The following is a 20,571-nucleotide window of genomic DNA, read 5'->3' on the forward strand; positions in this document are numbered from 1 at the left end:
TGGCTCCCCGTCCGTTGACAACCGTGGTGCCTATGAGCGGATGAGGACCTCGCACCGGCACCGGGGCCGCGGTGCTGCTCGCCCATCAGCCCGTGGTGATCGACGACGCCGTCCGGTACGGCGTGGACCTGCAGCTGTCCGGGCACACCCACGGCGGTCAGCTGTGGCCCGGGAAGTACCTCGCCGAGCTGGCCAACCCCACCGTGGCCGGGTTGGAACGCTACGGCGACACCCAGCTCTACGTCAGCCGCGGCACCGGGGCCGGGGCGCTCTCGCTCGTCGCGTCCCAGGTGGCCAGCAGTTCCAGGCCGTCGCCGGAGGGGGTGCCCGGGACGGCGCTGTAGGTCAGCAGCGTCAGGTTGTCGTCTCCGGACAGTTCGAAGCCCTCGTAGGCCAGCTCCAACTCGCCGATGGCCGGGTGGCGGAACCGTCTCGTGCCGTGCCGGTGCACGAACACGTCCTGGGTGGCCCACCAGCCGCGGAACGGTTCGCTGCGCATCGACAGCTCGCCGATCAGGTTCATCAGCTGCTGGTCGTCGGGGTGTTGGGCCGCAGCGATGCGCAGCGCGGCGACGGCCGAGCGGGCCACCTGTGCCCAGTCGGGGTAGAACGCCTGGGCGTGCGGGTCGAGGAAGCTGAACCGCATCGAGTTCACCGGCAGTGCCGGGCTCGCGGCGACCATGGGGGAGTAGAGGGTCAGGCCGAGCGGGTTCGCGGCCAGGATGTCGAAGCGGTGGTTGCGCAGGAACGCCGGCACCCCGGTCATCGAGTCCAGGACGTGGCGCACCGCCGGGCGGATCTCGGGTGCCTTGTCGCGGCGGGTGCGGGCACGGACCGGGGTGGGCCCGGCGGCGCGCGCCAGGTGGTGCAGGTGCGTGGCCTCGGTGTCGTCGAGCCGCAGGGCGCGGGCAACCGCTTCCAGGACGCTGTCGGAGGCGCCGGCGAGGTTGCCGCGCTCGAGCCGGGTGTAGTACTCGACGCTGACCCCGGCCAGGGCGGCGACCTCACCGCGGCGCAGCCCGGCGACCCGGCGGCTGCCGTACGCGGGGATCCCGGCCTGCTCCGGGCTGACCTTCGCCCGGCGGGAGGTGAGGAACGCGCGTACCTCGTCGCGGTTGTCCATGAACCCACCCTAGGCAGCTGATCCGGCGAGAAGGAGTCCCTGCTGGTACCCCTTTGCCTGGTGTCTCCCTGCCGGCCGCGACCGGGGGTTTGCTGGTGACCATGTCACGTTCCACCACCATGCTTCCCCGCGACGGCGACACCGGCGAGGCACAGACTGCCAACGGGTCGCGGGCGTCGCTGGCGGTGGCGATGCTCGGGTTCGCCGTCGTCACCCTGGACACCCAGGTCGTCAACGTGGCGCTGCCCGACATCAGCACGGATCTCGGCGGCAGCCTGTCCGGGCTGCAGTGGGTGGTCACCGGGTACACGCTGATGTTCTCGGCGCTGCTGCTGTTCGCCGGGACGTTCGCCGACCGGATCGGCGCGCGCCGGGCGTACCAAATCGGGATGTTGATCTTTGTGGTGGCCTCCGCGGGGTGCGGTTTCGCGCCGAGTCTCGGCTGGCTGGTGGCGGCGCGGATCGTGCAGGGCATCGGCGCGGCGCTGGTCACCCCGACCTCGCTCGCCCTGATCCGGGCCGCCTACCACGAGCCGGCGGCCCGGGCCCGGGCGATCGCCTACTGGGCGATGGGCGGGTCGATCGCGGCCGCGGCCGGTCCGGTGCTCGGCGGCGCGCTGACCCAGCTGGACTGGCGGTGGATCTTCTTCCTGAACCTGCCGGTCGGCGCGGTCGCCGTGCTGGTGCTGCGCCGGGCCGCCGACTCGCCGCGGACCGTGACGCCGTTCGACGCGACCGGGCAGATCGCCGCGGTGCTCGCCCTCGGCGGGCTGACCTTCGCGGTCATCGAGGGCGGGGAGTTCGGTTATGCCAGCCCGCGGATCCTCACCGCGTTCGGGGTGGCGCTCGTCGCGTCCGCGGTGTTCCTGACCGCGCAGGTGCGGGGCAGGCATCCGATGGTGCCGCTGGACCTGTTCCGGTCCCGGGCGGTCAGCATCTCCCTGGCCGTGGGCTTCATCAACATGGCCGGGTTCTACGGCGTCGTCTTCCTGCAATCGCTGTACTTCCAGCAGCAGCGCGGCGCGTCTCCGCTCGTCACCGGACTGCTGTTCCTGCCGATGACCGGCCTGGTCGCCGCGTTCAACCCGCTGGCTGCCCGCATCGCGGCCCGGTTCGGCCGGGCCGCGACGATCATCGGCGGCCAACTGGTGATGGTCACCGGGCTGCTCGGCCTGGTGCTGCTGCCCGGCGACGCCCCGATCTGGCTGGTCGCCGCGGTCATGGTCCCGGTCGGGGTGGGTGGCTCGTTCACGGTGCCGCCGACCACCGCGCTGATCCTGGACAGTGTCACGCCGCAACGAGCGGGTACTGCCAGCGGAGTGTTCAACACCTTCCGCCAGCTGGGCGGGTCGCTGGGCGTCGCCGGGTTCGGGGCCGTCGTCGCCGCTCAGGCCGACTTCCGCATCGGCCTGCAGATCAGCCTCACGGCCACCGCCGTACTCATCCTGCTCACCGCCGCCGCCAGCCTGCTGCTGCGCGGCGCCTGCACCTGAAAGGACCACCGCCATGCGTGCCACTCCCTACGGCGCCATCGACCGCCGCGCCACCACGTCCCTGATCCGCATCTCGGCGGCCACCGCATGACCACCACCTGGCTGATCACCGGCTGCTCCAGCGGCCTGGGCCGCGCCCTCGCCGCAGCGGTGCTCGCCCGCGGTGACCATGCGGTCGTCACCGCCCGCGACGCGGCCACGGTCGAGGACCTCGCGGACGCGCACCCCGCCACGGCACTCGCGGTGTCGCTGGACGTCACCGACGCCGAGCAGGTCACCGCGGCGGTCCGGCAGGCGCAGGAGCGCTTCGGCGGCGTCGACGTGCTGGTCAACAACGCCGGGTACGGCTATCGCGCGGCCGTCGAGGAAGGCGACGACGCCGACGTGCAGCGGCTGTTCGCGACGAACTTCTTCGGGGCGGTCGCCATGATCAAGGCGGTGCTGCCGGGGATGCGCGCGCGGCGCGGCGGCACGATCCTGAACATCTCCTCGATCGGGGCGCGGCTCTGCCCGCCCGGCTCCGGGTATTACTCCGCGACCAAGGCGGCCCTGGAAGGGATGTCCGGCTCGCTGCGCAAGGAGCTCGCGCCGCTGGGGATCACGGTCACCGCGGTCGAGCCGGGCGCGTTCCGCACCGACTTCGCCGGCCGGTCGCTGACCCAGTCCGCCACGGTCATCGACGACTACGCCGAGACCGCGGGCAAACGCCGCAAGGAACACGACACCGTGCACGGCACCCAGCCCGGCGATCCGGCCAAGGCCGCGCAGGCGCTGATCACCGCGGTCGACTCCGGCCGGGCTCCGGAGTTGCTGCTGCTCGGCTCGGACGCCGTCACCGTCATCGGCCGCACGCTCGACGACCAGCGCGCCGAACTCCAGACGTGGCGGGACCTGAGCGCGGGCACCGACCACACCGGACCGCGCTGAGCTTTCCGAAGGAGACACCGTGACACCCGAACCGATGATGACCGCCTGGACGGACGACGAGCTGACCGCCGTCGGCGACGCCGAGGAGCTGGGGCTCGCGACGCCGCGCGCCGACGGCACGCTGCGGCCGTACGTGACGATGTGGGTGGTCCGCGCCGGTGACGACCTGTACGTCCGCTCGGCCCGCGGCCCCGCCAACGGCTGGTACGTCCGCGCGCTACGCGCCGGCACCGGCCGGATCCGGGCCGGTGGCCTGGAACGCGACGTGACGTTCGCCGAACCCGCGAGCCCGGACGTCCACCCGGGCATCGACGCCGCCTACCACAGCAAATACCACCGTTACGGGCCCGCCATCGTCGGTTCCGTCGTAGGGGACCAGGCCCGTGACGTCACCATCCGACTGCTTCCCGGCAACTGAAAGGACACCCTCATGCCCACCGTCCCGAACCTGACCCTGAACAACGGCGTCGAGATCCCCGCCATCGGCCTCGGCGTCTTCCAGACCCCGCCCGACGAGACCCGCGCCGCCGTGCAGGCCGCGCTGTCGAGCGGCTACCGGCACATCGACACCGCCGCCGCGTACGGCAACGAGCGCGAGGTCGGCGAGGCCATCGTCTCCTCCGGTGTCGACCGCTCCGAGGTCTTCATCGAGACCAAGATCTGGATCAGCGACTACGGGTACGACGCGACGCTGCACGGCTTCGACAAGAGCGCCGCGAAGCTCGGCGTCGACCAGGTCGACCTGCTGATCCTGCACCAGGCGCTGCCGTCGGACTTCGACAAGACCCTGGACGCCTACCGCGCGCTGGAGAAGCTCTACGCCGACGGCAAGGTCCGCGCCATCGGGGTCAGCAACTTCATGGTCGATCACCTGACCGCGCTGCTGGAGAAGGCGACGGTGGTGCCGGCGGTGAATCAGATCGAGGTGCACCCGTACTTCGCCCAGCGCGAGGTGCAGGACCTCGGCGCGAAGCACCACATCCTGACGCAGGCGTGGTCGCCGATCGGTGGCATCACGTTCTACCGCGACAGCGAGCACACCAGCACCCTGCAGGACCCGGTGATCGGCGAGATCGCGCAGGCACACGGCAAGTCCCCGGCGCAGGTGATGCTGCGCTGGCACCTGCAGCAGGGCCGCCAGGTGATCCCGAAGTCCACCAAGCCGGCGCGGATCGCCGAGAACTTCGCCGTCTTCGACTTCGACCTGAGCGCCGAGCAGCTCGCCACGATCGACGCGCTGGACACCGGCAAGCGCGGCGGCCCCGAGCCGGCGGCGATCACCCTGGCGAACTTCGGCCGTGAGATCCCCGAAGCCTGACCTCGTGAAGGAGCATCATGCGTACCGCGACACTCGGTGACCTCGAGGTCTCCCGGATCGGCCTGGGTGCGATGGGCATGTCGCACGGGTACACCGGCGCCGGCAGCGACGACGCCGAATCGATCCGCACCATCCACCGCGCCATTGGCTGGGTGGCGGTTCAGCAAGCCTGTCGAGGCGACTCCATCGCGCCGCTGTTGGCGGCGCCGCCGCCCGCATTGCCAACCCGCTCAACGGCGTAACCATTTCGACCACTTACCTTGCGATCTCCGACCACAATTTCGACCGGGCGGAGGAGATCGCCCGGTCAGGTGACCGGGACGCGCCCAGTGTTGATTTGGCGGAGTTGGCGGCCGCCGCTGCATTAATCGGCGACTGGCAAAGGGCGCTGAGACTCTGTCAGGAAGCGATTAAGTTAGTCGACTCGGAGCTTGAGCCGTGGTACCACATCACTGCCGTCACACTGATCCCTGCAATGGTTCGCCAGAATATGCTGCCCATCGTGGTCGCTTTGGCCGCCAGGATCACCGACCAGCACATGCGCGTGTGGTCAGTCGCTGAGGTGACTACAGACCTCGCGCAGCGCCGCCTTGCGGTAGCCGCCGCCCTGCGAGTCTCCGATTGGTCACCAATCTGGGCGCCGATGATCTCGCCTGGCGGGACCAAACCGCCGGAGTTTCGATCGGAGCTGCGGCCCTGGCCGGATCGCGTCCTTGCCGCCTGCGCACCTGAGGCGGTGAAGGCCATCGCTGAGGAGATACATCTCCTGATGGAACGACCCAGCTGAGCACAGTGTGGTTTTGTCGGTGACCTCGAGAGCCACGTGTCACTGACCAGCAGCGCCGGCCCGCGGCGACCCAGCGTGGTGTTCCTGAGTTTCCGGCCACCAGAGTTGCCGCAGGTCACCTCGTTGCCCCGGGCGCGGGGTGGCGCTCGAACTCAGCGACATTGACCTTGCCGGGTGGCGCTCGCGGTGGCCGATATTCGGCGCTCGTTGTCGCATGCGTAATCACTCCGGCGCATAAGTCCATCATGGCCCCTGTTATCCCGGGAAATCCTGGCTGGTGGTGTGCTGTCGCACCGCAGGTGTCCCGGGACTGGGGGTGCTGTGGTCACCGGCGAGGGTGGCTGACGCGTGGCGTTCCCGGCTGTCAAGAGGGTCGGGTGTGGTTCCCGGAACGGGGGGTATTCGATACGTGTCGTTGATCCATCACGCTGCCGCTGGCCTGCGGCCGAGTTCCCGCAACGTAGGCGGCTGGTTGCTTGAGTTGGGCGCGGCATTGGAAGATTCCGCTAGTTCTACATCGAACTTCGGCTGGAAGCTGTGCTTAACGCTGAGTGGCTGGTTACGTCATGCCGGAGGTCGCGGGCCGGAGGAAGCACCTTTGCCGTGACGCGGGCGCGCTGACGATCGATATCCGAGGCTCAGGTTGATGCATCCTGTGCAGCAGCCTTTTCGAGGGCGTCAAAGATGTCCGAGTCGACTGCTTGCTGCCAGGGAGGGAGCTGATCCCAGTCGGCGACATATGATGGCTTGGGGTCTGTGAATGCGCGGTAGATCTGCGCGGTCCAGCAAAGGGCCACGAATCGGCCGCGCTGGTCGCGGCTGAGCTTCGCCACGGCACCATCGCTCATGTCTATGAACGCCAAGACTTGGCCGCAGACCGCGGCGGCGGCGCTGCGCTCCCACTCCGGAGTTTCCTCCCACGGCGCCACATAGCCAGGCTTCGGTTCACCTGGAAAGTGGCGCCGTACACCCTCGATCCATGCCTCGCGGAACAAACGGCCATGGTCGATCATCAGCAATCCTCCGGTGGGTAGGTCGATCAGGCGGAAGTAAGGACTCCCGTGATCCGCTCGTCGAGAGCGACGATACGAGGTTCACTTCCGAGGGGGTGTAGCTGCGTTTGCAGCGACTGGAGTCTCCGGCCGAGAAAGCCGGGCGAACAGGACTGTTCCGCGATGTCGACTGCGGCGTGGCCGTGCTGCAGTACCTCGTCCGCATCACGTCTGCGCACGCCCACCACTCCAAGATCGACCAGAAGGCTGCCTCGTCGGCGCGGCGAGATGCTTCGCGTGAAGGCTGCGGCCAGCGCGCCAGCCGCGAGTTCAGACTGCCCGAGCGTCAGGTGGCAGGCGCCGCGTTCTTCATCGAGGCGGCTTCCGTCGAAGCGGAGCCAGCCGCCGGGATTGATCAGATCTCGTGCTCCGGTGATGGGTTCGGCAAGCGACCAGGCCCGTTTGAAGCCATCCACGTCATGCAGAGCTGCGGCCGCATGAGCTTGGACAGAGGCAACCCAGTAGCGGGTTGCCAGTTGGCCATCCCCGCGGGCGGCTACGCGGCCGGCAGCGTAAAGGATTTTCGCGGCTTGGTCGTACTGCTGGTCATACAGGCTGACGTACCCGCTGCGGGTAAGCGCGCATGCCCACTGGTCGTACGCGCCGGCTTCCTTGGCCGCAGAGGCGGCCAGGTTGTAGCAGTGGGTGGCGTCGGCATAGAGGTCGCTGTCAAAGAAGATCTCGCCGGTGAGCTGAAACAGTTCGCTCGCCAAGGTGCACAACTGGCGATGCTCGGCCTCGGACCTGGCGTTGTCCAAGCGGTCGATGAGCACGTGGAGTTGGTCCTGGGCGAGCGGATAGACGAGGTGCTTGGTCGCGGATAGGCCGAAGACCTGCCAGAGGTGGGTGTTGAAGTCGCGGAGCTCCTGCAGGTCTGCGGATCGTCGAATCGCGTATGGGTTATCGGACTCCGCGACCGGGGGAACACAGATCAGCGTTCCAGCGAGACCGAGAAGGCGAAGTAGATCGCGGCGGTACATGGCGAAGACACCCGTCGTGTGTGAAGCGGCCACGATTGCGCCGGGCACGGCGATCGCGGAAGCGGCGGTGGAAGGCGCATCGCCATCATGGCTCAGCAGCTCGGTGAGCATCTCAGGGGTCACCTGAAGCGCCTTGCTGAGGCGGTCCCGGGTTTGGGGTTGCGGCGCGGTCTCGCCTCGCTCGATACGTCCGATCGTGGTGCGGTCGGACGCGATCAGAGTCGCAAGTCGTTCTTGACTCAAGCCCACTTCCTCGCGGCGCCGAATCAAACGGCTTCGTCGCGATGCCATGAGCACCTCCGCTAAACCTGGTCGTCGCCAAGCCTACGGGACGACTGAACCTCGAGCGGGTGCGCCGCAGAGATGCATCACAGATGCCTCCCTCGCGCCGTGTTCTATGGACGCTCGTATCGCTTTGCTAGAGGGGTCCTCAAGGCCTTCTTACCGGACGTTGGAGTGAGAATGACTCTTTCGATGTTGCTCGACGAGGCCACGGTCAGCGACATGATGACCGCCTGGCCGACCAAGCCGGCGCTCCACACGCCGCCCGACGACAGCCGCCTTCCCCGCATCGTCAACGCGGACCTCATCAACGGCTACCTCGACACCGGTACCGCACCTGCAGAGCAGCTCATCGTGATCAAGGACGGGGCGGCGCTGCACTCCCGGGCGTACACGACCGACGGCTACCTCGACCCCGGCAAAGTCGCGAAGTGGCGCGGCCGGGGCTACACCATCCAACTGCGCAACCTGCACCGATGGTGTCCCACAGTGCACGCGATCTGCTCCGCGATCCAGGACGAGACCGGCTACGGCACCTACGCCACAGGCTTTGTCACCCCAGCCGGCGGACAAGGTCTACATCACCACTGGGACCAGAACATGGGCTTGGTCTACCAGCTCGCCGGACGCAAGACCTGGCAGATCTGGGAGCCGGGGGTCGAAGAACCGCACCGCGAGCAGTTCGCGTCCAACACCGAGCCGGGTAGCGACGTCCTCGACCGCATGAAATCGATGCGGCCTGACTTCGAGTTCGACCTCGGCCCCGGACAGATCCTGATGCTCCCGCGCGGCTGGATGCACAACCCGCACGCGCGTGGTCAGACCGAGGAAAGCGTCCACGTGACCTTCGTGGCCCGCGAGCGCACCGGCTACTGGATCGCCGGACAACTGGCCCAGACCGCGCTGAGCTCAACCCCGCTGCGGCGAGTCATCCCGCCTGCCGGCGTCGTCGACCCCACCGCCTTCGCCGATCAGGTCGCCGAGGCGCGCGACCTGCTGACGGACTGGCTGGCCCGCGCCGACGTCAGCACTCTGGCCGCTGAACTGCTCCAGCACGCTCGCACCGAACCGAACGTGGACTACATCTCCCACGCACCTAGCCAGGTCGGCCACCGTCCATCGGTTCGTTGATCAGGGATTTCCCCGGCGCATCCGGCGCCGGCGATCCATACACCCCAAGGAGTAATCGTGACCCTCGCGACCACGTTGCCGGTTCAGGCCGACAACGACCCCCAGTCCCTCGTCGATCCGGAGACCTTCGACAAGCTAGCCCTGCATTTCGCTGCCGAGCAGGAGGTCACCAAGACCTACGCCCGGCGGGCCGTCGGGCAGATGTTGCTCATGCTGAAGGCCCACGCTGACTCGAAGCACGACCCCGACTTCGGTCGGCTGCTGCCAGACGGCCGGTCCTACCGCGTCGTCCCGACCGAGCCGGTCGACGCGGCCTGGCACGTGTCGCTGCAACACACCGAGCCGTACGCCGCCGCCTGCGAACAGATCGCGGGAGGATTCGTCCACCACGTGCCGATCCTGACCGAGGGCATGGCGGACGGCTCCTCGATGGAGTACACCCGCCAGGCACTTGAGGCGACCGGCTACTACATCGACCCCGAGTTCTGGGACGGCGAGGCGAAGTCCTGCTGCCCGCCGAACCCGGGGATCTGAAAGGGCTACCTGATCAATGCGCATCGACTGGACCGCTTTGCCTGAGTCCGTCACGACAGAGGTAGCCGAGCGCGTCGGCGGACTCCACGTCGCCCCCGCCACGACCGGTGACCACGCGGAGATAGCCGCAACCGTTACCGGCACCAACGGGAAGGTGTTCGTCAAGGCGGCCCACACCGATTTTGGTGTCCGGTCACTGCGCTTCGAGCTGCGGGTGAGCGAGGCCGTCAGCGGGCCTCACTCACCCGCGGTCGTCTGGCACTTCGAGGCGGCCGGGTGGCTGGTGGTGGGTTTCGAACACTGCGAAGGCCCGCACGCCGACCTGTCCCCGGGAAGCCCCGACCTGGCCCTTCTTGAGGATGTGCTGGCGGTACTCGGAGAGACACCGGCACCTGATGCGCCGCTGTTCAGTCCAAAGGCGCGGCTCGGGTTCGAGCACCCGTCAATGGACGGCGACACGCTCGTGCACACCGACCTCGGCCCGGCCAACCTGATCGTGACACCGAACGGCCTCCGGATCGTCGACTGGGCCATGGCAACCAAAGCCGCGCCGTGGGTCGAGCTGGCCATGCTCACCCCGTGGCTGATCAGCGCCGGCCACACCCCGGAGCAGGCCGATCAGTGGCTGGCCCGCCATCGCGTGTGGCAGTCGACCGATCCTGAGGTCTTGGACTATTTCGCGACGAGGAACGCGGAGAAGTGGGCGTCGAAGGCGGCCGGATCAACCGCGGCCTGGATGCATGACCTCGCGGGCTGGACGTCCCAATGGTCGGCGTTTCGCAACTGAACCAGCCACCTCGCCGATCGACATTGGCGGGTCGCGGTCCGCACCGCCACCACCGACCGGGCCCTGGTCATGGAGATCACCGACACCGGCGTCGGCATCGACCCCGAGAATCAGAAGAAGATCTTCGACCGCTTCTGGCGTACGGATGAATCCCGCGGCCGTGCGACCGGCGGCAGCGGGCTGGGGCTGGCCGTCGTTCGCAAACCGACCGAGGCCCACGGTGGCGAGGTCATTGAGACCAGCCGGCCCGGCATGAGCCCCGATCACGTCTCCCGTGCGAGCTGGTGCGTGGAGCGTTGCCAGCCGCGATCAACAACTACTGGATCTCGCTTGCGGTGCTGGCGCAAACCGCGCACCTGGTGCCGGCTGGGCTGATCGGCCCTAACGGCGCCCGCCCTGGTGTTGCCTTTCCTGCTGTCCCTCGAGGCCTGGCCCGGCTGGTATGCAGGATGGGGACCGTCATCACGCTTGTCCTGGCGACGGCCATCCCGCTGGCCATCTTCGGGGCACGTCACCGCCGGCCCGCCCGGCTGCGGTCACGCCGCGGGTGAGCGTCGCCCCGTCCTCAGCCGTGCTCATCAGCGTGGCGACAGGCCCTCAACGGCCGGTGGAGCCGTCGATCTGTTCGCGGAGGATGTCGGCGTGGCCGGCGTGGCGTCCGATTTCCTCGATCATGTGGACCAGGACCCAGCGCTGTGACGGTGGTAAGGCGCCTCGGCCCGGGGGCCGGGGTGCCGGCTGGGTGAGGTCGGTCCAGGTCTCGACGACCCGGTTCGCCTGCGCGATGGTGGCTTGGTAGCCGGCGACCAGGCTGGTGACGGTCTCGTCCCGGGTGGCGCCGGCCGGCACCCCGAACATCGCAGCGCGAACACCGCGATCTCCGAGCGGAGCGGATACCCCGCAGAATGCACTCCGAGCGCTGCGTTGACCACCGCGACGAGATACCAGAGCGGCACGAACACCACTGCCGCGGACGGTCCGGGCATCAGCAGCGAACCCAGCACCATCGACCCGGTCAGGAGTAGTAGTCCGGCCGCCAGGAACTTCGGCAGGCGTGGCATCAGGCGGTGATCTTCATGTGGCTCACGAGCCCGTCCTCGACCCGGAAGACGAAATGGCTCGGTCCGTTGAAACCGTCGCTGCCCACCGTCGCCGCCACCACATACCGTCCGCTGTCCTGCTGCACCCCGGTGATGTCGAAGGTGGCGTACGCGCCGATGTTCTCCCGATCGCTCCATCCGCGGATCGCCTCGTGACCTCGAAACTGCCGGCCCCAGTCATCGAGCACCGCATCAGCACTGAAGGTGGTCGTGCGGATCGCAACACACAGCTTGCGGCAGCATCCGGACTCCGTTCAAACGGCGCCGCCACTGGCCGAAACGTTCCGGCTGGCAGAGGAAGGTCAACCGGGCTCACGGCCGGATCGTGCCATCGGCGAACGCGCCGACGCGACCCTCAAGACCTGGAAGATCCTGACGGAACTCCGCTGCAGCCCGCACCGGGCAACCCCGATCGTGCAGGCCATCTTCGTCCTGCACCTGCACCGTCACGATGAAAAGGCTCATCGGTCCCGAACTGTCAAAAATATTTCATTCAGATGCTGCGTATCGGGCTTCAATTAACTCACGGAGCTCGCGGAACGCCTCGACCCTACGGAAATTATCCGGCCACCCGAACGCTCGGTAGAGCTGCTGAGTGTATTGAATGTCCAGGTCGCTATCCCAGTCGGGATCGCTTTGCATCATGATTTCCTCCTTGCTCACCTCCTCGTCCGGTTCTCCCGGATGCATTCCCACCGCTCCGAGCTCCACCATTTCCATGTGCGGTATGGGGATGAGCTCAAGATTCCGGTATTTTTTCTTCAACTCTTCGAAATATTCTTTGATGTCCTGAATGATTGGTTCATTTCCACCTCGGATCTCTACTTCGATGACCTTGCCATGCAATACGTCGAGAAAAAGAGTTCGGCCCCCGCTCTCGCGGCCCTCAGAAAAAATGAAGACGTGGTCGGGAACGGATTCATCGCCTCCGTCGGATACGTACTCCCAGAGGTATTCACTCTCCGTGAGAATTTCGCTGTCGAACGTGGTGTAGTCGAGCAGGCATGATTTGTAGTGGATTTGTCCCAGGCTGTCCTCGTGGCTATCGAAGCTGCGGAGGTACGGGAGGTTTCTCAGAACCTCAATGACAAGATCGGACTTTAAGCCGGCACAGTTCTCGGGTGTGTAACTGGGCCACCCTCCCGGTGGCGGCATCTCGAGACCGGCGGAGTCGCGGTGCAGAGTCGTCAGAAAGGTTAGGAATTCCAGGACGACGGCGCCTATCTCGGAGGCCGAGTAAACCGGAGATTTTCCTGCGTCAGGCATTTCGTATCCTTTATGATGGCAAATTATCGCGTGAGCGATGTGGATCTTAACAGGCGCGGGTAACCACAAATGGTCAATGCCGACAGCCCAGGGCGGCAGCAGGAGGCCCCGCAGTGGAACGTCCATGCCCGGCGCTCACAAGAACCGCCGCCGAAGAAGCGAAGCGCCCGGCTGCGAAGATTCCGGCGTTTCGCCGAACGGCCGGCCCTCCGGGGACCCGAGGAGAGGGCTTTGCCGTGACCCGCGTCGCCGTTCGGCCGCGTGCGGCATCGGGGTCGCCGAGCTTGTAACGTGTCCGGGGCGAGCGTCCATCGGCGATCATGTCTAGGTGAGCCAATACTTCCAGGCCGGTGACCTGGTCTTGTGGAACCCTTCCAATCGCGTCGCGGAGCTCTTCTTCCGTACCAGCGAGGCGGTCGCCCCCGTAGTGGGACTAGAGACCGGGATCGGGCCGGTGATGGCAGACGAGTACGAGATCGACCTCGATGCCTTCATCGTGTTCGTTGACGCACTCGTGCATCAGTACCTCTCGTCCAGCCATGCGATCCTCAGATCGTTGTTGGAGGGCTTCACCGCCACCGCGCTCGTCATGGTCCACCGCGCCGGGCACAACGTTCCGGCGTTGGCGGTCACTCCCGCGCTCGACACGCGCGACGTCTCGGTCGGGCCCATCGGCATCTCGCCTCTCGGCGATGCCGAACGGTTGCGGGCCCTTGCCGAGGAGCACGCCCAAGACATGCCGGTCTGAGCCGCGGACCTCTGGCGAGAAAATGCGTCACGATGGGTGAGCATCCGGAGGGAGTAGAGCTGCCCTCAAAGCAGAACTCGTGACAGTTGAACAGGCGGTCTCACCAGTAGCGAGGGCAGATGGCGGTGCGGTGGGGTGGCGAATCCGCTGGTGCGATCGGCGGGGGCTTGGCTACGCTGCGCCGCAATGGCGAACCTGGTGCATCTCACTGCCGCAGACCGGGCGCGGCGAATCGTCCGCTCCGGCGTTGCCGCACGCAGTCCCGGCGCAGACGGTGAACGGGGCGTCTACTGCATGCCGGTGCTCACCTCCTACACCCTCACCCACCAGTGGGTACGCGAGCTGCGGCGCTGGCACCCGGGCGTGCTCGCCGCCGTCGACTTGCGCATTTCCGACGACGAGCCGGTCCTGGTCGGCCGGTACAACCGGGAGCCGGAGCGCTGCCCGGCTGCGCGGGCCGTTGCCTTGGTGCGCGAGGCAGCTGATCCGCGTGGTTTCGAGATCTTCGTGCCCCGTGCGATCTCGGCCGGCGACGTGCGTCGAGTCCGAAGCGTGGCGCAGGGCATCGGCTGGCGGCACAAACCGGACGCGCACGGCGTCCGGCCGTGTACCTGTCCGGCCTGCATGCAACCCGGCACCCCCAAGGCGGCCCGGCTGCGTCGCCGTCTGCCGGACGAGGACTTCCGGTCCCGGAGGACCAAGCCTGAGCTGATGGCGCAGCTGCGCGGCGCGGTGACGGTGGAGGATGTCTGTGACGCGCTGTGGGGCCTCGGCGCGCGCAGCCGGGGCGGCGCCGAAGAGCTCGAGTTCCTCGCCGACCACCCCGACCCGGACGTACGCGAGCTGCTCTACGACGTGCTGGAGTCCTATCGCGGCAAGCCCGCCCGCGAGTTACGGGCCCGGCTGCTGAGCAACGCCGACTGGCTCTGACCCACCACGACGTCCGCGCCGGCCCGCCCTGGCCGCACCTAAATCAATTCCTGACTCCCCGCGCCGGACCGGGATCATGGTGCGCGGCTCGCCGCGAGCAGGTAAGCGTAAATTCGAGTTCGATGACATAGCGTAGGCAGGTCGGCCTTACAGAGTCGAGAATTCGCGACAGTTGGATAGGTGCTCTCACCAGTAAGACGGCCCTGAGGGAGGCCCGAGCAGTGGACGGACAGATCAGCGTCCGTCTTAGAGGGTGATCTGCAGCCTCTCCGGGAGGGGCGCACCGCGCTGACGCTGCTGGGTAGGCCAGCGCCCGGGCACCGGAGTCGGCCTGCGCAGGCCTGACCTGATCGCAGGCGCAGATGGCCTCCCCGTCTGCAGGCGGGGAGACCTTCTTCCCGTCGCGATCATGCGGTCCGGACAGTGGGGCTGCGGTCCAGGGCGGCAGACTATGCCGATATCGGCAGGCATCGTTAGCGGTCATATGGTCGAACGGCTACTCGGTGGCCTTGGGGTGTGCGGGGCCGGCGTGCATGACGATGACGCGGTGGTCGTCGGCGTCGACGAGGTACCAGATCCGGCCGGCGCCGGTGACCTCGTACTGCCATTGCGGTAGGACCTTGCCCTTGTACTCGCCGGTGCCCAACCGCTTGCCGCGCAGCCGGTGCTGCCGCTCGGTCTCGGTCGCCGGGGCCGGGTCGGTGCGTAGGACCTGGTGGGCGCGGGCCACGTTGTTCGGCGCCTGGCGTTCGAGTTCGGGCCAGCCGGTGCGGGCCTCGCGGGTGCCGCAGAGGATCTCCCACTCGCCCGGCCCGACCGGCGGTGGGATCGGTCCGCCGCGCTGCAGGTTCACTAGGGTGCTCCCGGTGCGCTGATCACGCCGTAGTCCCCGGCGGGCTGGGTCAGCACCCGGACCAGGTTCGGGTCGGCGTAGACCTCGGCGGAGTTCTTCCACGCCGTGATCACGGTGGTCACCGGTGCCAGGTTCTCCAGGTCCGCGGCCGCGCGGATGGTGCCGGCCAGCTCGCCGGCGAACTCGCGCAGGTCGTCGTCGTCCAGGAACCGCGACCAGGGGAACGTGGCGGTCATGACCCGGCGCAGCTGCACGTCGGTGAACGCGTCCAAGTCGCGCAGCAGTTCGGCGAGCAACACCGCGGCGGTCGCCACGATGGCCTGCTCTCGCTCGTAGCGGTCCGCGGTGGTCAGCATCAGATCAGCGTCCTCACCGCGCCGGCGCAGCCGCACCGCGCTGGTCCGGGATGCGGTGAGCCCGGCCAGGGTGTCCTTCGGTTTGTTGATCAGGTCCGAGAAGTTCGTCTCGTCCATAGGAGGCATACCTTCAAAGTAGTTTCAAAGAACGGCGTAGTCCAGCGGACGCACCCGCTGTTCACCCTCCGGCCTGCCTCCGTCCGTCGGTCGCCGTGCGGGGAGAATATGCCGCCCATGACAGTCGACCCGTCCCCGCCGGGCATCAAGGCCTACCTGACCACCGCGGCGGCCGCGGACGCAGGCGCCCCCGGCTGAGGGGACTGCGGGTCGGCGGCATCCCGATATCGGGTCACCGGCTGCGAACGGTCAGTCGGTGGCTGGGATCCGCTCGACCAGCAGGGTGCTCACGTCGGCGGTGACACGTACGTCGTACCGGTTAGTGGCTTTTGCCCAACCGGCGTCCCGGAGGGTGGTGCCGGCCTTGACCCCGCGCCGGGCCTTGCCGCCGACCGTGGCCAGGCCGGCGCCCTTGCCCAGCCGGACCCGCACCGGGGCGTGCGCCTCGGTGCGGACGGTCAGCTCACCGACCGCGCCGGTGACCGAGATCGGAACCGTGCCCTTGGGTTCGGGCAACCGCAGCACGCCTCGGGACACTCCGGCCACCAGTTCGGCGCCGATCAGGCCACCGGCCCGCGAGTCCACGTCGAGTTCGGCGGTCCCGCCGGTCAGCTTCAGCGTCCAGCGGACCTTGGAACTGAGCACCACCTCGGCACCGGCCGTGCCGGTCGCTGCGGGAACCAGCGTGAGCTGCGTGCCGTCGCCGGTCTCGGTCATCTGGACCGAGGAGCTCGGGTCGAGCGGGGCGATGTTGTACAGCGACTCACCCAGATCGGCGGTGCGGATCCGCAGCGTCGTCGCCGGTCCGGCGATCTCGAGTCGTCGCTGCGTGATGGTGCTGAGCGGGGCGGTCAACGGCGTAACCGTCTGGACGACGTCGGAAGGCTGCGCGGCAGCGGTCGAACGCGGCGTGGGCGTCCGGTAGGCCTCGGTCTGCCCCAGGACCACTCCCACGGTCAGCGACACGATCGACGCCGTGCACAGCAGCAGCCGCCACGGCTTGCGGATCTGCTGCTCGTAGATGAGGACGACCCGTCCCGCGGCCCGCGGCGGCGGCGGACGGCGCTGTCCCGGGGCCGCGGTGATGACGGGCAGTTGCTCCGTGGGCTCGTTGGCGAACGAGACCCGGGGCGGTGGGTTGCCGGGGGACCGGGTGCAGGCAGGTGGGGCACTGACCGGACGCCCCGCGAACGGCATTTCCTCCGTGAACGTGCTGGGCGGCAGGGGAGGGGCATTACCGGTCAACGGGACCGAGGGAGTCGGGCCGGTCGGCGGGCGGCCGCTGAACGGGACGGTGGGTCGGCCCGACGCCGGCGTGCCGGTGAAGAAGCGCGCCCTGAAACCCGCGTGCCCCTTCACCGACGACGCCTTGTCGCTCTGCTCGCTCACCTGCCGCCTCCGCTCGCCCGGAGGTAACCCGGACACCACGAAAGTACGGGTGTCAGACCCGTTTCAGATCGATGAACATCCCCGCGGTCCCGCATCGTGGACACCGTGTTCCTCGCGACCCGGACGCATCCTCGGCCGGGCTGGGGCTCGATTCGCCGGCGACGGTTCAGACCGGTCAGGTCACTCGGAACACCGGCCACCCGATCTCGGTGCGCCACGCGGCCGGGTCGCTGGCGTCGCGAGGTCCGACGAGGTAGACCTCCCGCACCGGCCCCGCCACCGACATCGCGTTCTGCACGACCCAGGTGCCGAGTTCGCCGTACGTGACCTCGATGCCATTGTGCTCGCCGATATGGGTGGCCACGGCCAGTTCTGCGGCGGGCAGGGTCGCGGCGTGCACCCGCCCGGTACGAGGGGGAGCGGCCGTCGGCAGGTAGACCAACGCGTGACCGCGGCCCTGCTCGAACAGGGAGTTGTCGTAGGTGCCACCCGGTGGGCCGGTCACCGCGTCGCCGACGGCCACCGCCAACTCGGCCATGGCGCCCGCGAACCAGGCGTCGACCTCGCCCTCGTTGACCACGGCCGCCACCGCCGCGACCGTGCGGGCGGGCTCGGCGCGGAGCTCCACCGCGATCGGCGCGGGGTCGGGCCGCAGCAGGCGGCGCAGCGACGCGACCGCGGCTCGAGTGCGGTCGAGTTCGGCCTCCAGGCGTTGGAGGTGGTCGGCGATCAGGGTCGCGCGGGCACCGGGGTCCGGGGACCGCAGGATGCGCTGCACGTCGCTCAGGGGGACGTCGAGTTCGCGGAGCCGGTTGATGACCTGGGCGGTCGGGATCTGCTCGACGGCGTAATAGCGGTAGCCGGAGGTCTCGTCCACGACGGCGGGTTCCAGCAGGGCGCCCTCGTGGTACCGGCGCAGGGTCCGCACGCTCAGGTGGGTCAGGCGCGAGAACTCCCCGATGGTCAGCACCCCCGCAGTATGAAGGCTCTCCCAGGGGGGAGAGTCCAACGTTTGACCCTCCGGTGCCGCGAGGCCGCACGGTGGGTTTATGACACACCAGAACGGCCTCCGGTCCGATGCACTGCCCGCCACCGTCCGCGGTTTCCTCGCCGCTCACCTCGTCCGCGACGCCGGCACGGCATCGTCGTTCTTCGCCGAGGACGCCGTGGCCGTCGATCAGGGCGAGTCCTTCCGCGGCCGGGAGCGGATTCACGCGTTCCTGCGGGACGCCGGCGCCGAGTTCGAGTACACGACCGAGCAGATCGGTGCTGCCCGCGTCGACGACGGCCACTGGGTGGTGACCCTGCGGCTCGAGGGAACCTTCCCGGGCGGCGTCGCCGAGCTCGACTACCGGTTCACGATCCGTGAGGACGTCGTCACGGAACTCGTCATCGCCAACCACGGATCTTGAGGAGCACGCATGCCTACGTCAGATCGTGATCGTCTCGATGGACGCCGTGCTGTGGTCACCGGCGGATCGAAGGGCTCGGGCAACGCCGTCGTCGAGAGACTGCGGGAGATGGGCGCCGACGTCTACGTGACGGCCCGGACGATGCCCGAGGGGTACGAGTATCCCGACCGGTTCATCGAGGCCGACACCTCGACGGTCGAGGGCGCGAAGGCGGTGGCCGGACGGATCGCCGAGACCGGTGGCGCACTGGACATCCTGGTGCACGTCGTCGGAGGTGCCTCGACGCCGTCCGGTGGGTTCGCGGTCATCACCGACGAGCAGTGGATGATCGAGCTGAACCTGAACTTCCTCGGCGCGGTGCGGCTCGATCGCGCGCTCCTCCCGGCGATGATCGAGTCCGGGTCGGCGGTCGTGCTGCACTTCACCTCGATCCAGCGTGAACTTCCTCTGTACGACGCGTCGCTGGCCTACGCGGCAGCGAAAGCCGCGTTGCGCACCTACAGCAAGGGGCTCGCCAACGAGCCCGCCCCGCGCGGCGTCCGGGTCAACGCGATCAGCCCCGGCGGGATCGAGACGGAGGCCTACGAGAGGTTCGTGGACCGCATCGCCGAGGGCAACGGGATCAGCCGCGACCAGGCCAAGCAGAGCATCTACGACTCCCTCGGAGGCGTACCGCTGGGACGGTTCGCCAACACCGAGGAGGTCGCCGACCTGGTCGGGTTCCTGGTCTCGGACCGCGCTTCGGCCATCGTGGGCGCCGAGTACGTGATCGATGGGGGAACAGTCCCGACCGTCTGAGCCGGCAAACGGGTTCGAGCAGTCACGTGCGCACCGTGCCGAGCTGCTTGACGTTTCGTAGCAGCGGCTCCGACTCGATGCGCTCCACACCGATCACGAGGACCTGCGGGTTCGTCGGGCCGGTGGTGGCGGCCGCGAAGACGATCTCCTCGTGCTCGCGAAGCGCGGTACCGACGGCGGCCAGCCGGGACGGGCTCACTGTCAGCCGGAGCAGGACCGGGACGCGGAACCCGTAGAGCTCCGGCTCGATCTCCACATCGGTGTAGAGCGTCCCGGACTCGAACAGCTCGTGCACCCGGCGGCGGGTGGTCGACTCCGGCCAGCCGGTGGTGGCGGCCAGTTCCGCGTAGCTGAGCCGCCCGCCCCGGGCGAGCGCGTCCAGCAACGGTCGGCGCCTGGATGCGCAGCCCCGGACACCGCGCCAACATCCTCAACTGCAAGTCCACCACCGTCGGCGTCGGCGCGGTCTACGCCGCCAACGGCGCCCCGTACTACACCCAGGACTTCGGCTACTGATCCTCGCACCGATGCCCCGCCGCTCCCCCAAGCGCGGGGCATCACGCGTTGCCGACCCCTCTGGCCTGCAGAAATTCGCCGGCCGGTCGACGGCCCGTGATCGTCGGAGTGACCGTCCACACAGGTACTACAAATTTGAAATAAGCCGGGTGGGGGTGTGGTTGAGCGGGATAACGGCCCACAAAGAGCCGGGAAAACCCCAGGGAGTGGTTCTGATGGCGAGCAAGACGATCGCGGTTGTTGGTGCTACTGGTGCTCAGGGCAGTGGTGTGGTGCGGGCGATCCTGGCCGGTGGCGGCGAGTTCACGGTGCGGGCGTTGACGCGGGACGTGACCTCGGTCAAGGCGCGTGAGCTGGCCGAGCTGGGCGCTGAAGTGGTGGCCGGTGACTATTCCGATCCGGCGGGTTTGGCGGAGGCGTTCGAGGGGGCGCACGGGGCGTTTCTGGTCACCGATTTCTGGACGCACATGGATCCGGAAAAGGAGCAGGCGTACGTCCGGAATCTGATCGACGCGGTGCAGAAGGCCGGCGTCAAGCATGTGGTGTGGTCGACGCTGGAGGACACCCGGGAGTTGATCCCGGTCGACGACCCGCGGATGCCGACGCTGCTGGGTAAGTACAAGGTGCCGCACTTCGACGCGAAGGCCGAGGCGGACGCGTTCTTCGTCGAGT

The 20,571-nt window shown here is 68.1% G+C and carries 27 protein-coding genes and 2 pseudogenes; 18 read left to right on the plus strand and 11 right to left on the minus strand.

Features of this window, described 5'->3' with window-relative positions:
* Positions 1 to 71 precede the first annotated feature (71 nt).
* A complete protein-coding gene (locus ADL15_RS56045; RefSeq protein ID WP_067703005.1) occupies positions 72 to 344 on the plus strand; it encodes a metallophosphoesterase family protein in 273 nt (90 codons plus the stop codon).
* Here the strand turns inward: ADL15_RS56045 and ADL15_RS39870 are convergent.
* Positions 239 to 1,123, minus strand: a complete 885-nt coding sequence (locus ADL15_RS39870; protein WP_067703010.1) for a helix-turn-helix transcriptional regulator — start codon at positions 1,121 to 1,123, stop codon at positions 239 to 241. The two genes, ADL15_RS56045 and ADL15_RS39870, sit on opposite strands and share 106 nt — an antisense overlap.
* Positions 1,124 to 1,224: 101 nt before the next feature.
* Between ADL15_RS39870 and ADL15_RS39875 the strand changes: the two genes are divergently transcribed.
* From ADL15_RS39875 to ADL15_RS39900, 6 genes are all read left to right on the plus strand, one after another.
* The gene (locus tag ADL15_RS39875) at positions 1,225 to 2,616 is read left to right on the plus strand and encodes an MFS transporter (RefSeq protein WP_232344851.1); all 1,392 of its coding nucleotides are present in this window, start codon (positions 1,225 to 1,227) and stop codon (positions 2,614 to 2,616) included.
* An 87-nt stretch (positions 2,617 to 2,703) separates the two neighbouring features.
* Positions 2,704 to 3,543 carry an oxidoreductase gene (locus ADL15_RS39880; protein WP_067703012.1) on the plus strand — a complete coding sequence of 280 codons (840 nt, stop codon included), beginning with the start codon at positions 2,704 to 2,706 and terminating at the stop codon, positions 3,541 to 3,543.
* Between the two features lie 19 nt (positions 3,544 to 3,562).
* Complete coding sequence (locus ADL15_RS39885; protein WP_232344848.1) at positions 3,563 to 3,961, plus strand: DUF2255 family protein; 399 nt, start codon at positions 3,563 to 3,565, stop codon at positions 3,959 to 3,961.
* 12 nt (positions 3,962 to 3,973) lie between these two features.
* The gene (locus ADL15_RS39890; protein ID WP_067703023.1) at positions 3,974 to 4,861 is read left to right on the plus strand and encodes an aldo/keto reductase; all 888 of its coding nucleotides are present in this window, start codon (positions 3,974 to 3,976) and stop codon (positions 4,859 to 4,861) included.
* 17 nt (positions 4,862 to 4,878) lie between these two features.
* Complete coding sequence (locus tag ADL15_RS56910; protein ID WP_067703027.1) at positions 4,879 to 5,103, plus strand: hypothetical protein; 225 nt, start codon at positions 4,879 to 4,881, stop codon at positions 5,101 to 5,103.
* A gap of 95 nt (positions 5,104 to 5,198) precedes the next feature.
* Positions 5,199 to 5,648, plus strand: a complete 450-nt coding sequence (locus ADL15_RS39900) for a hypothetical protein (RefSeq protein WP_067703028.1) — start codon at positions 5,199 to 5,201, stop codon at positions 5,646 to 5,648.
* Positions 5,649 to 6,286: 638 nt separating this feature from the next.
* Here ADL15_RS39900 and ADL15_RS39905 read toward each other — a convergent pair.
* Together ADL15_RS39905 and ADL15_RS39910 are read right to left on the minus strand one after the other, a co-directional pair.
* Positions 6,287 to 6,661 carry a hypothetical protein gene (locus ADL15_RS39905; RefSeq protein ID WP_067703030.1) on the minus strand — a complete coding sequence of 125 codons (375 nt, stop codon included), beginning with the start codon at positions 6,659 to 6,661 and terminating at the stop codon, positions 6,287 to 6,289.
* A gap of 26 nt (positions 6,662 to 6,687) precedes the next feature.
* On the minus strand, positions 6,688 to 7,971 hold the full coding sequence (locus ADL15_RS39910) for a helix-turn-helix transcriptional regulator (protein ID WP_067703114.1): 1,284 nt from the start codon (positions 7,969 to 7,971) through the stop codon (positions 6,688 to 6,690).
* 183 nt (positions 7,972 to 8,154) lie between these two features.
* Here ADL15_RS39910 and ADL15_RS39915 point away from each other — a divergent pair, with 183 nt between their 5' ends.
* The 4 genes and pseudogenes from ADL15_RS39915 to ADL15_RS52120 all read left to right on the plus strand — a co-directional run.
* A complete protein-coding gene (locus ADL15_RS39915) occupies positions 8,155 to 9,093 on the plus strand; it encodes a JmjC domain-containing protein (protein ID WP_067703032.1) in 939 nt (312 codons plus the stop codon).
* Positions 9,094 to 9,150: 57 nt separating this feature from the next.
* A complete protein-coding gene (locus ADL15_RS39920) occupies positions 9,151 to 9,627 on the plus strand; it encodes a glycine-rich domain-containing protein (RefSeq protein WP_067703033.1) in 477 nt (158 codons plus the stop codon).
* 16 nt (positions 9,628 to 9,643) lie between these two features.
* Positions 9,644 to 10,414, plus strand: a complete 771-nt coding sequence (locus tag ADL15_RS39925) for a phosphotransferase (protein WP_067703035.1) — start codon at positions 9,644 to 9,646, stop codon at positions 10,412 to 10,414.
* Between the two features lie 39 nt (positions 10,415 to 10,453).
* A pseudogene (locus ADL15_RS52120) lies at positions 10,454 to 10,789 on the plus strand (ATP-binding protein); the annotation flags it as partial.
* Positions 10,790 to 11,011: 222 nt separating this feature from the next.
* Here ADL15_RS52120 and ADL15_RS39930 read toward each other — a convergent pair.
* Positions 11,012 to 11,272: a mycothiol transferase gene (locus tag ADL15_RS39930; protein WP_067703038.1), complete on the minus strand. Its 261-nt coding sequence runs from the start codon at positions 11,270 to 11,272 to the stop codon at positions 11,012 to 11,014.
* Between the two features lie 202 nt (positions 11,273 to 11,474).
* Positions 11,475 to 11,702: a hypothetical protein gene (locus ADL15_RS39935; RefSeq protein ID WP_067703041.1), complete on the minus strand. Its 228-nt coding sequence runs from the start codon at positions 11,700 to 11,702 to the stop codon at positions 11,475 to 11,477.
* A 41-nt stretch (positions 11,703 to 11,743) separates the two neighbouring features.
* Between ADL15_RS39935 and ADL15_RS52125 the strand changes: the two are divergent.
* Positions 11,744 to 12,036: pseudogene (locus ADL15_RS52125) on the plus strand (transposase family protein); the annotation flags it as partial.
* On the opposite strand, the gene ADL15_RS53570 reads toward ADL15_RS52125, so the two are convergent.
* Positions 12,004 to 12,780, minus strand: coding sequence for a hypothetical protein (locus ADL15_RS53570; protein ID WP_067703043.1), 777 nt, complete (start codon positions 12,778 to 12,780; stop codon positions 12,004 to 12,006). The pseudogene ADL15_RS52125 and the gene ADL15_RS53570 overlap by 33 nt on opposite strands.
* A gap of 328 nt (positions 12,781 to 13,108) precedes the next feature.
* Between ADL15_RS53570 and ADL15_RS39945 the strand changes: the two genes are divergently transcribed.
* On the plus strand, positions 13,109 to 13,528 hold the full coding sequence (locus tag ADL15_RS39945; RefSeq protein ID WP_083972339.1) for a DUF6086 family protein: 420 nt from the start codon (positions 13,109 to 13,111) through the stop codon (positions 13,526 to 13,528).
* Between the two features lie 294 nt (positions 13,529 to 13,822).
* Positions 13,823 to 14,458 (plus strand): hypothetical protein, encoded by a 636-nt coding sequence (locus tag ADL15_RS39950; protein ID WP_067703045.1) that lies wholly within the window; start codon positions 13,823 to 13,825, stop codon positions 14,456 to 14,458.
* 496 nt (positions 14,459 to 14,954) lie between these two features.
* Here ADL15_RS39950 and ADL15_RS39955 read toward each other — a convergent pair whose 3' ends face one another.
* The 4 genes from ADL15_RS39955 to ADL15_RS39970 form a co-directional block, all read right to left on the minus strand.
* Positions 14,955 to 15,311 carry a hypothetical protein gene (locus ADL15_RS39955; protein ID WP_067703048.1) on the minus strand — a complete coding sequence of 119 codons (357 nt, stop codon included), beginning with the start codon at positions 15,309 to 15,311 and terminating at the stop codon, positions 14,955 to 14,957.
* The gene (locus tag ADL15_RS39960) at positions 15,311 to 15,793 is read right to left on the minus strand and encodes a hypothetical protein (RefSeq protein WP_157441895.1); all 483 of its coding nucleotides are present in this window, start codon (positions 15,791 to 15,793) and stop codon (positions 15,311 to 15,313) included. Before ADL15_RS39960 ends, ADL15_RS39955 begins: the two co-directional genes overlap by 1 nt.
* Positions 15,794 to 16,033: 240 nt before the next feature.
* Complete coding sequence (locus tag ADL15_RS39965; RefSeq protein ID WP_067703059.1) at positions 16,034 to 17,173, minus strand: hypothetical protein; 1,140 nt, start codon at positions 17,171 to 17,173, stop codon at positions 16,034 to 16,036.
* 175 nt (positions 17,174 to 17,348) lie between these two features.
* Positions 17,349 to 18,143, minus strand: a complete 795-nt coding sequence (locus tag ADL15_RS39970) for a MerR family transcriptional regulator (protein ID WP_067703061.1) — start codon at positions 18,141 to 18,143, stop codon at positions 17,349 to 17,351.
* Positions 18,144 to 18,222: 79 nt separating this feature from the next.
* Here ADL15_RS39970 and ADL15_RS39975 point away from each other — a divergent pair, with 79 nt between their 5' ends.
* Together ADL15_RS39975 and ADL15_RS39980 are read left to right on the plus strand one after the other, a co-directional pair.
* Entirely contained in the window at positions 18,223 to 18,585 is a 363-nt protein-coding gene (locus ADL15_RS39975; protein WP_067703063.1) for a nuclear transport factor 2 family protein, read from the plus strand.
* Positions 18,586 to 18,594: 9 nt separating this feature from the next.
* Positions 18,595 to 19,383 (plus strand): SDR family oxidoreductase, encoded by a 789-nt coding sequence (locus tag ADL15_RS39980; protein ID WP_083972341.1) that lies wholly within the window; start codon positions 18,595 to 18,597, stop codon positions 19,381 to 19,383.
* Positions 19,384 to 19,405: 22 nt separating this feature from the next.
* Here the strand turns inward: ADL15_RS39980 and ADL15_RS39985 are convergent, their stop codons facing one another.
* Positions 19,406 to 19,768 (minus strand): Lrp/AsnC family transcriptional regulator, encoded by a 363-nt coding sequence (locus tag ADL15_RS39985; protein ID WP_067703067.1) that lies wholly within the window; start codon positions 19,766 to 19,768, stop codon positions 19,406 to 19,408.
* Between the two features lie 14 nt (positions 19,769 to 19,782).
* Here ADL15_RS39985 and ADL15_RS52135 point away from each other — a divergent pair, with 14 nt between their 5' ends.
* Both ADL15_RS52135 and ADL15_RS39990 read left to right on the plus strand, forming a co-directional pair.
* Positions 19,783 to 19,899 carry a CAP domain-containing protein gene (locus ADL15_RS52135; protein ID WP_232344849.1) on the plus strand — a complete coding sequence of 39 codons (117 nt, stop codon included), beginning with the start codon at positions 19,783 to 19,785 and terminating at the stop codon, positions 19,897 to 19,899.
* Between the two features lie 215 nt (positions 19,900 to 20,114).
* On the plus strand, positions 20,115 to 20,571 hold a 457-nt coding region (locus ADL15_RS39990), incomplete at its 3' end, for an NmrA family NAD(P)-binding protein (protein WP_232344850.1).

The sequence above is a fragment of the Actinoplanes awajinensis subsp. mycoplanecinus genome, from assembly GCF_001509495.1.
Taxonomy (GTDB): Bacteria; Actinomycetota; Actinomycetes; order Mycobacteriales; family Micromonosporaceae; genus Actinoplanes; species Actinoplanes palleronii.

Bases quoted from the DNA above. Each gene is read 5' to 3' on its own strand.
- ADL15_RS39910 (WP_067703114.1), bottom strand. From the start codon at position 7,971: ATGGCATCGCGACGAAGCCGTTTGATTCGGCGCCGCGAGGAAGTGGGC.
- ADL15_RS52135 (WP_232344849.1), top strand. From the start codon at position 19,783: ATGCGCAGCCCCGGACACCGCGCCAACATCCTCAACTGCAAGTCCACC.
- ADL15_RS39950 (WP_067703045.1), top strand. From the start codon at position 13,823: ATGCCGGTGCTCACCTCCTACACCCTCACCCACCAGTGGGTACGCGAG.
- ADL15_RS39875 (WP_232344851.1), top strand. From the start codon at position 1,225: ATGTCACGTTCCACCACCATGCTTCCCCGCGACGGCGACACCGGCGAG.
- ADL15_RS53570 (WP_067703043.1), bottom strand. From the start codon at position 12,780: ATGCCTGACGCAGGAAAATCTCCGGTTTACTCGGCCTCCGAGATAGGC.
- ADL15_RS39960 (WP_157441895.1), bottom strand. From the start codon at position 15,793: ATGCCTCCTATGGACGAGACGAACTTCTCGGACCTGATCAACAAACCG.
- ADL15_RS39905 (WP_067703030.1), bottom strand. From the start codon at position 6,661: ATGATCGACCATGGCCGTTTGTTCCGCGAGGCATGGATCGAGGGTGTA.
- ADL15_RS39890 (WP_067703023.1), top strand. From the start codon at position 3,974: ATGCCCACCGTCCCGAACCTGACCCTGAACAACGGCGTCGAGATCCCC.
- ADL15_RS39880 (WP_067703012.1), top strand. From the start codon at position 2,704: ATGACCACCACCTGGCTGATCACCGGCTGCTCCAGCGGCCTGGGCCGC.
- ADL15_RS39930 (WP_067703038.1), bottom strand. From the start codon at position 11,272: ATGTTCGGGGTGCCGGCCGGCGCCACCCGGGACGAGACCGTCACCAGC.
- ADL15_RS39925 (WP_067703035.1), top strand. From the start codon at position 9,644: ATGCGCATCGACTGGACCGCTTTGCCTGAGTCCGTCACGACAGAGGTA.
- ADL15_RS39980 (WP_083972341.1), top strand. From the start codon at position 18,595: ATGCCTACGTCAGATCGTGATCGTCTCGATGGACGCCGTGCTGTGGTC.
- ADL15_RS39870 (WP_067703010.1), bottom strand. From the start codon at position 1,123: ATGGACAACCGCGACGAGGTACGCGCGTTCCTCACCTCCCGCCGGGCG.
- ADL15_RS39975 (WP_067703063.1), top strand. From the start codon at position 18,223: ATGACACACCAGAACGGCCTCCGGTCCGATGCACTGCCCGCCACCGTC.
- ADL15_RS56910 (WP_067703027.1), top strand. From the start codon at position 4,879: ATGCGTACCGCGACACTCGGTGACCTCGAGGTCTCCCGGATCGGCCTG.
- ADL15_RS39915 (WP_067703032.1), top strand. From the start codon at position 8,155: ATGTTGCTCGACGAGGCCACGGTCAGCGACATGATGACCGCCTGGCCG.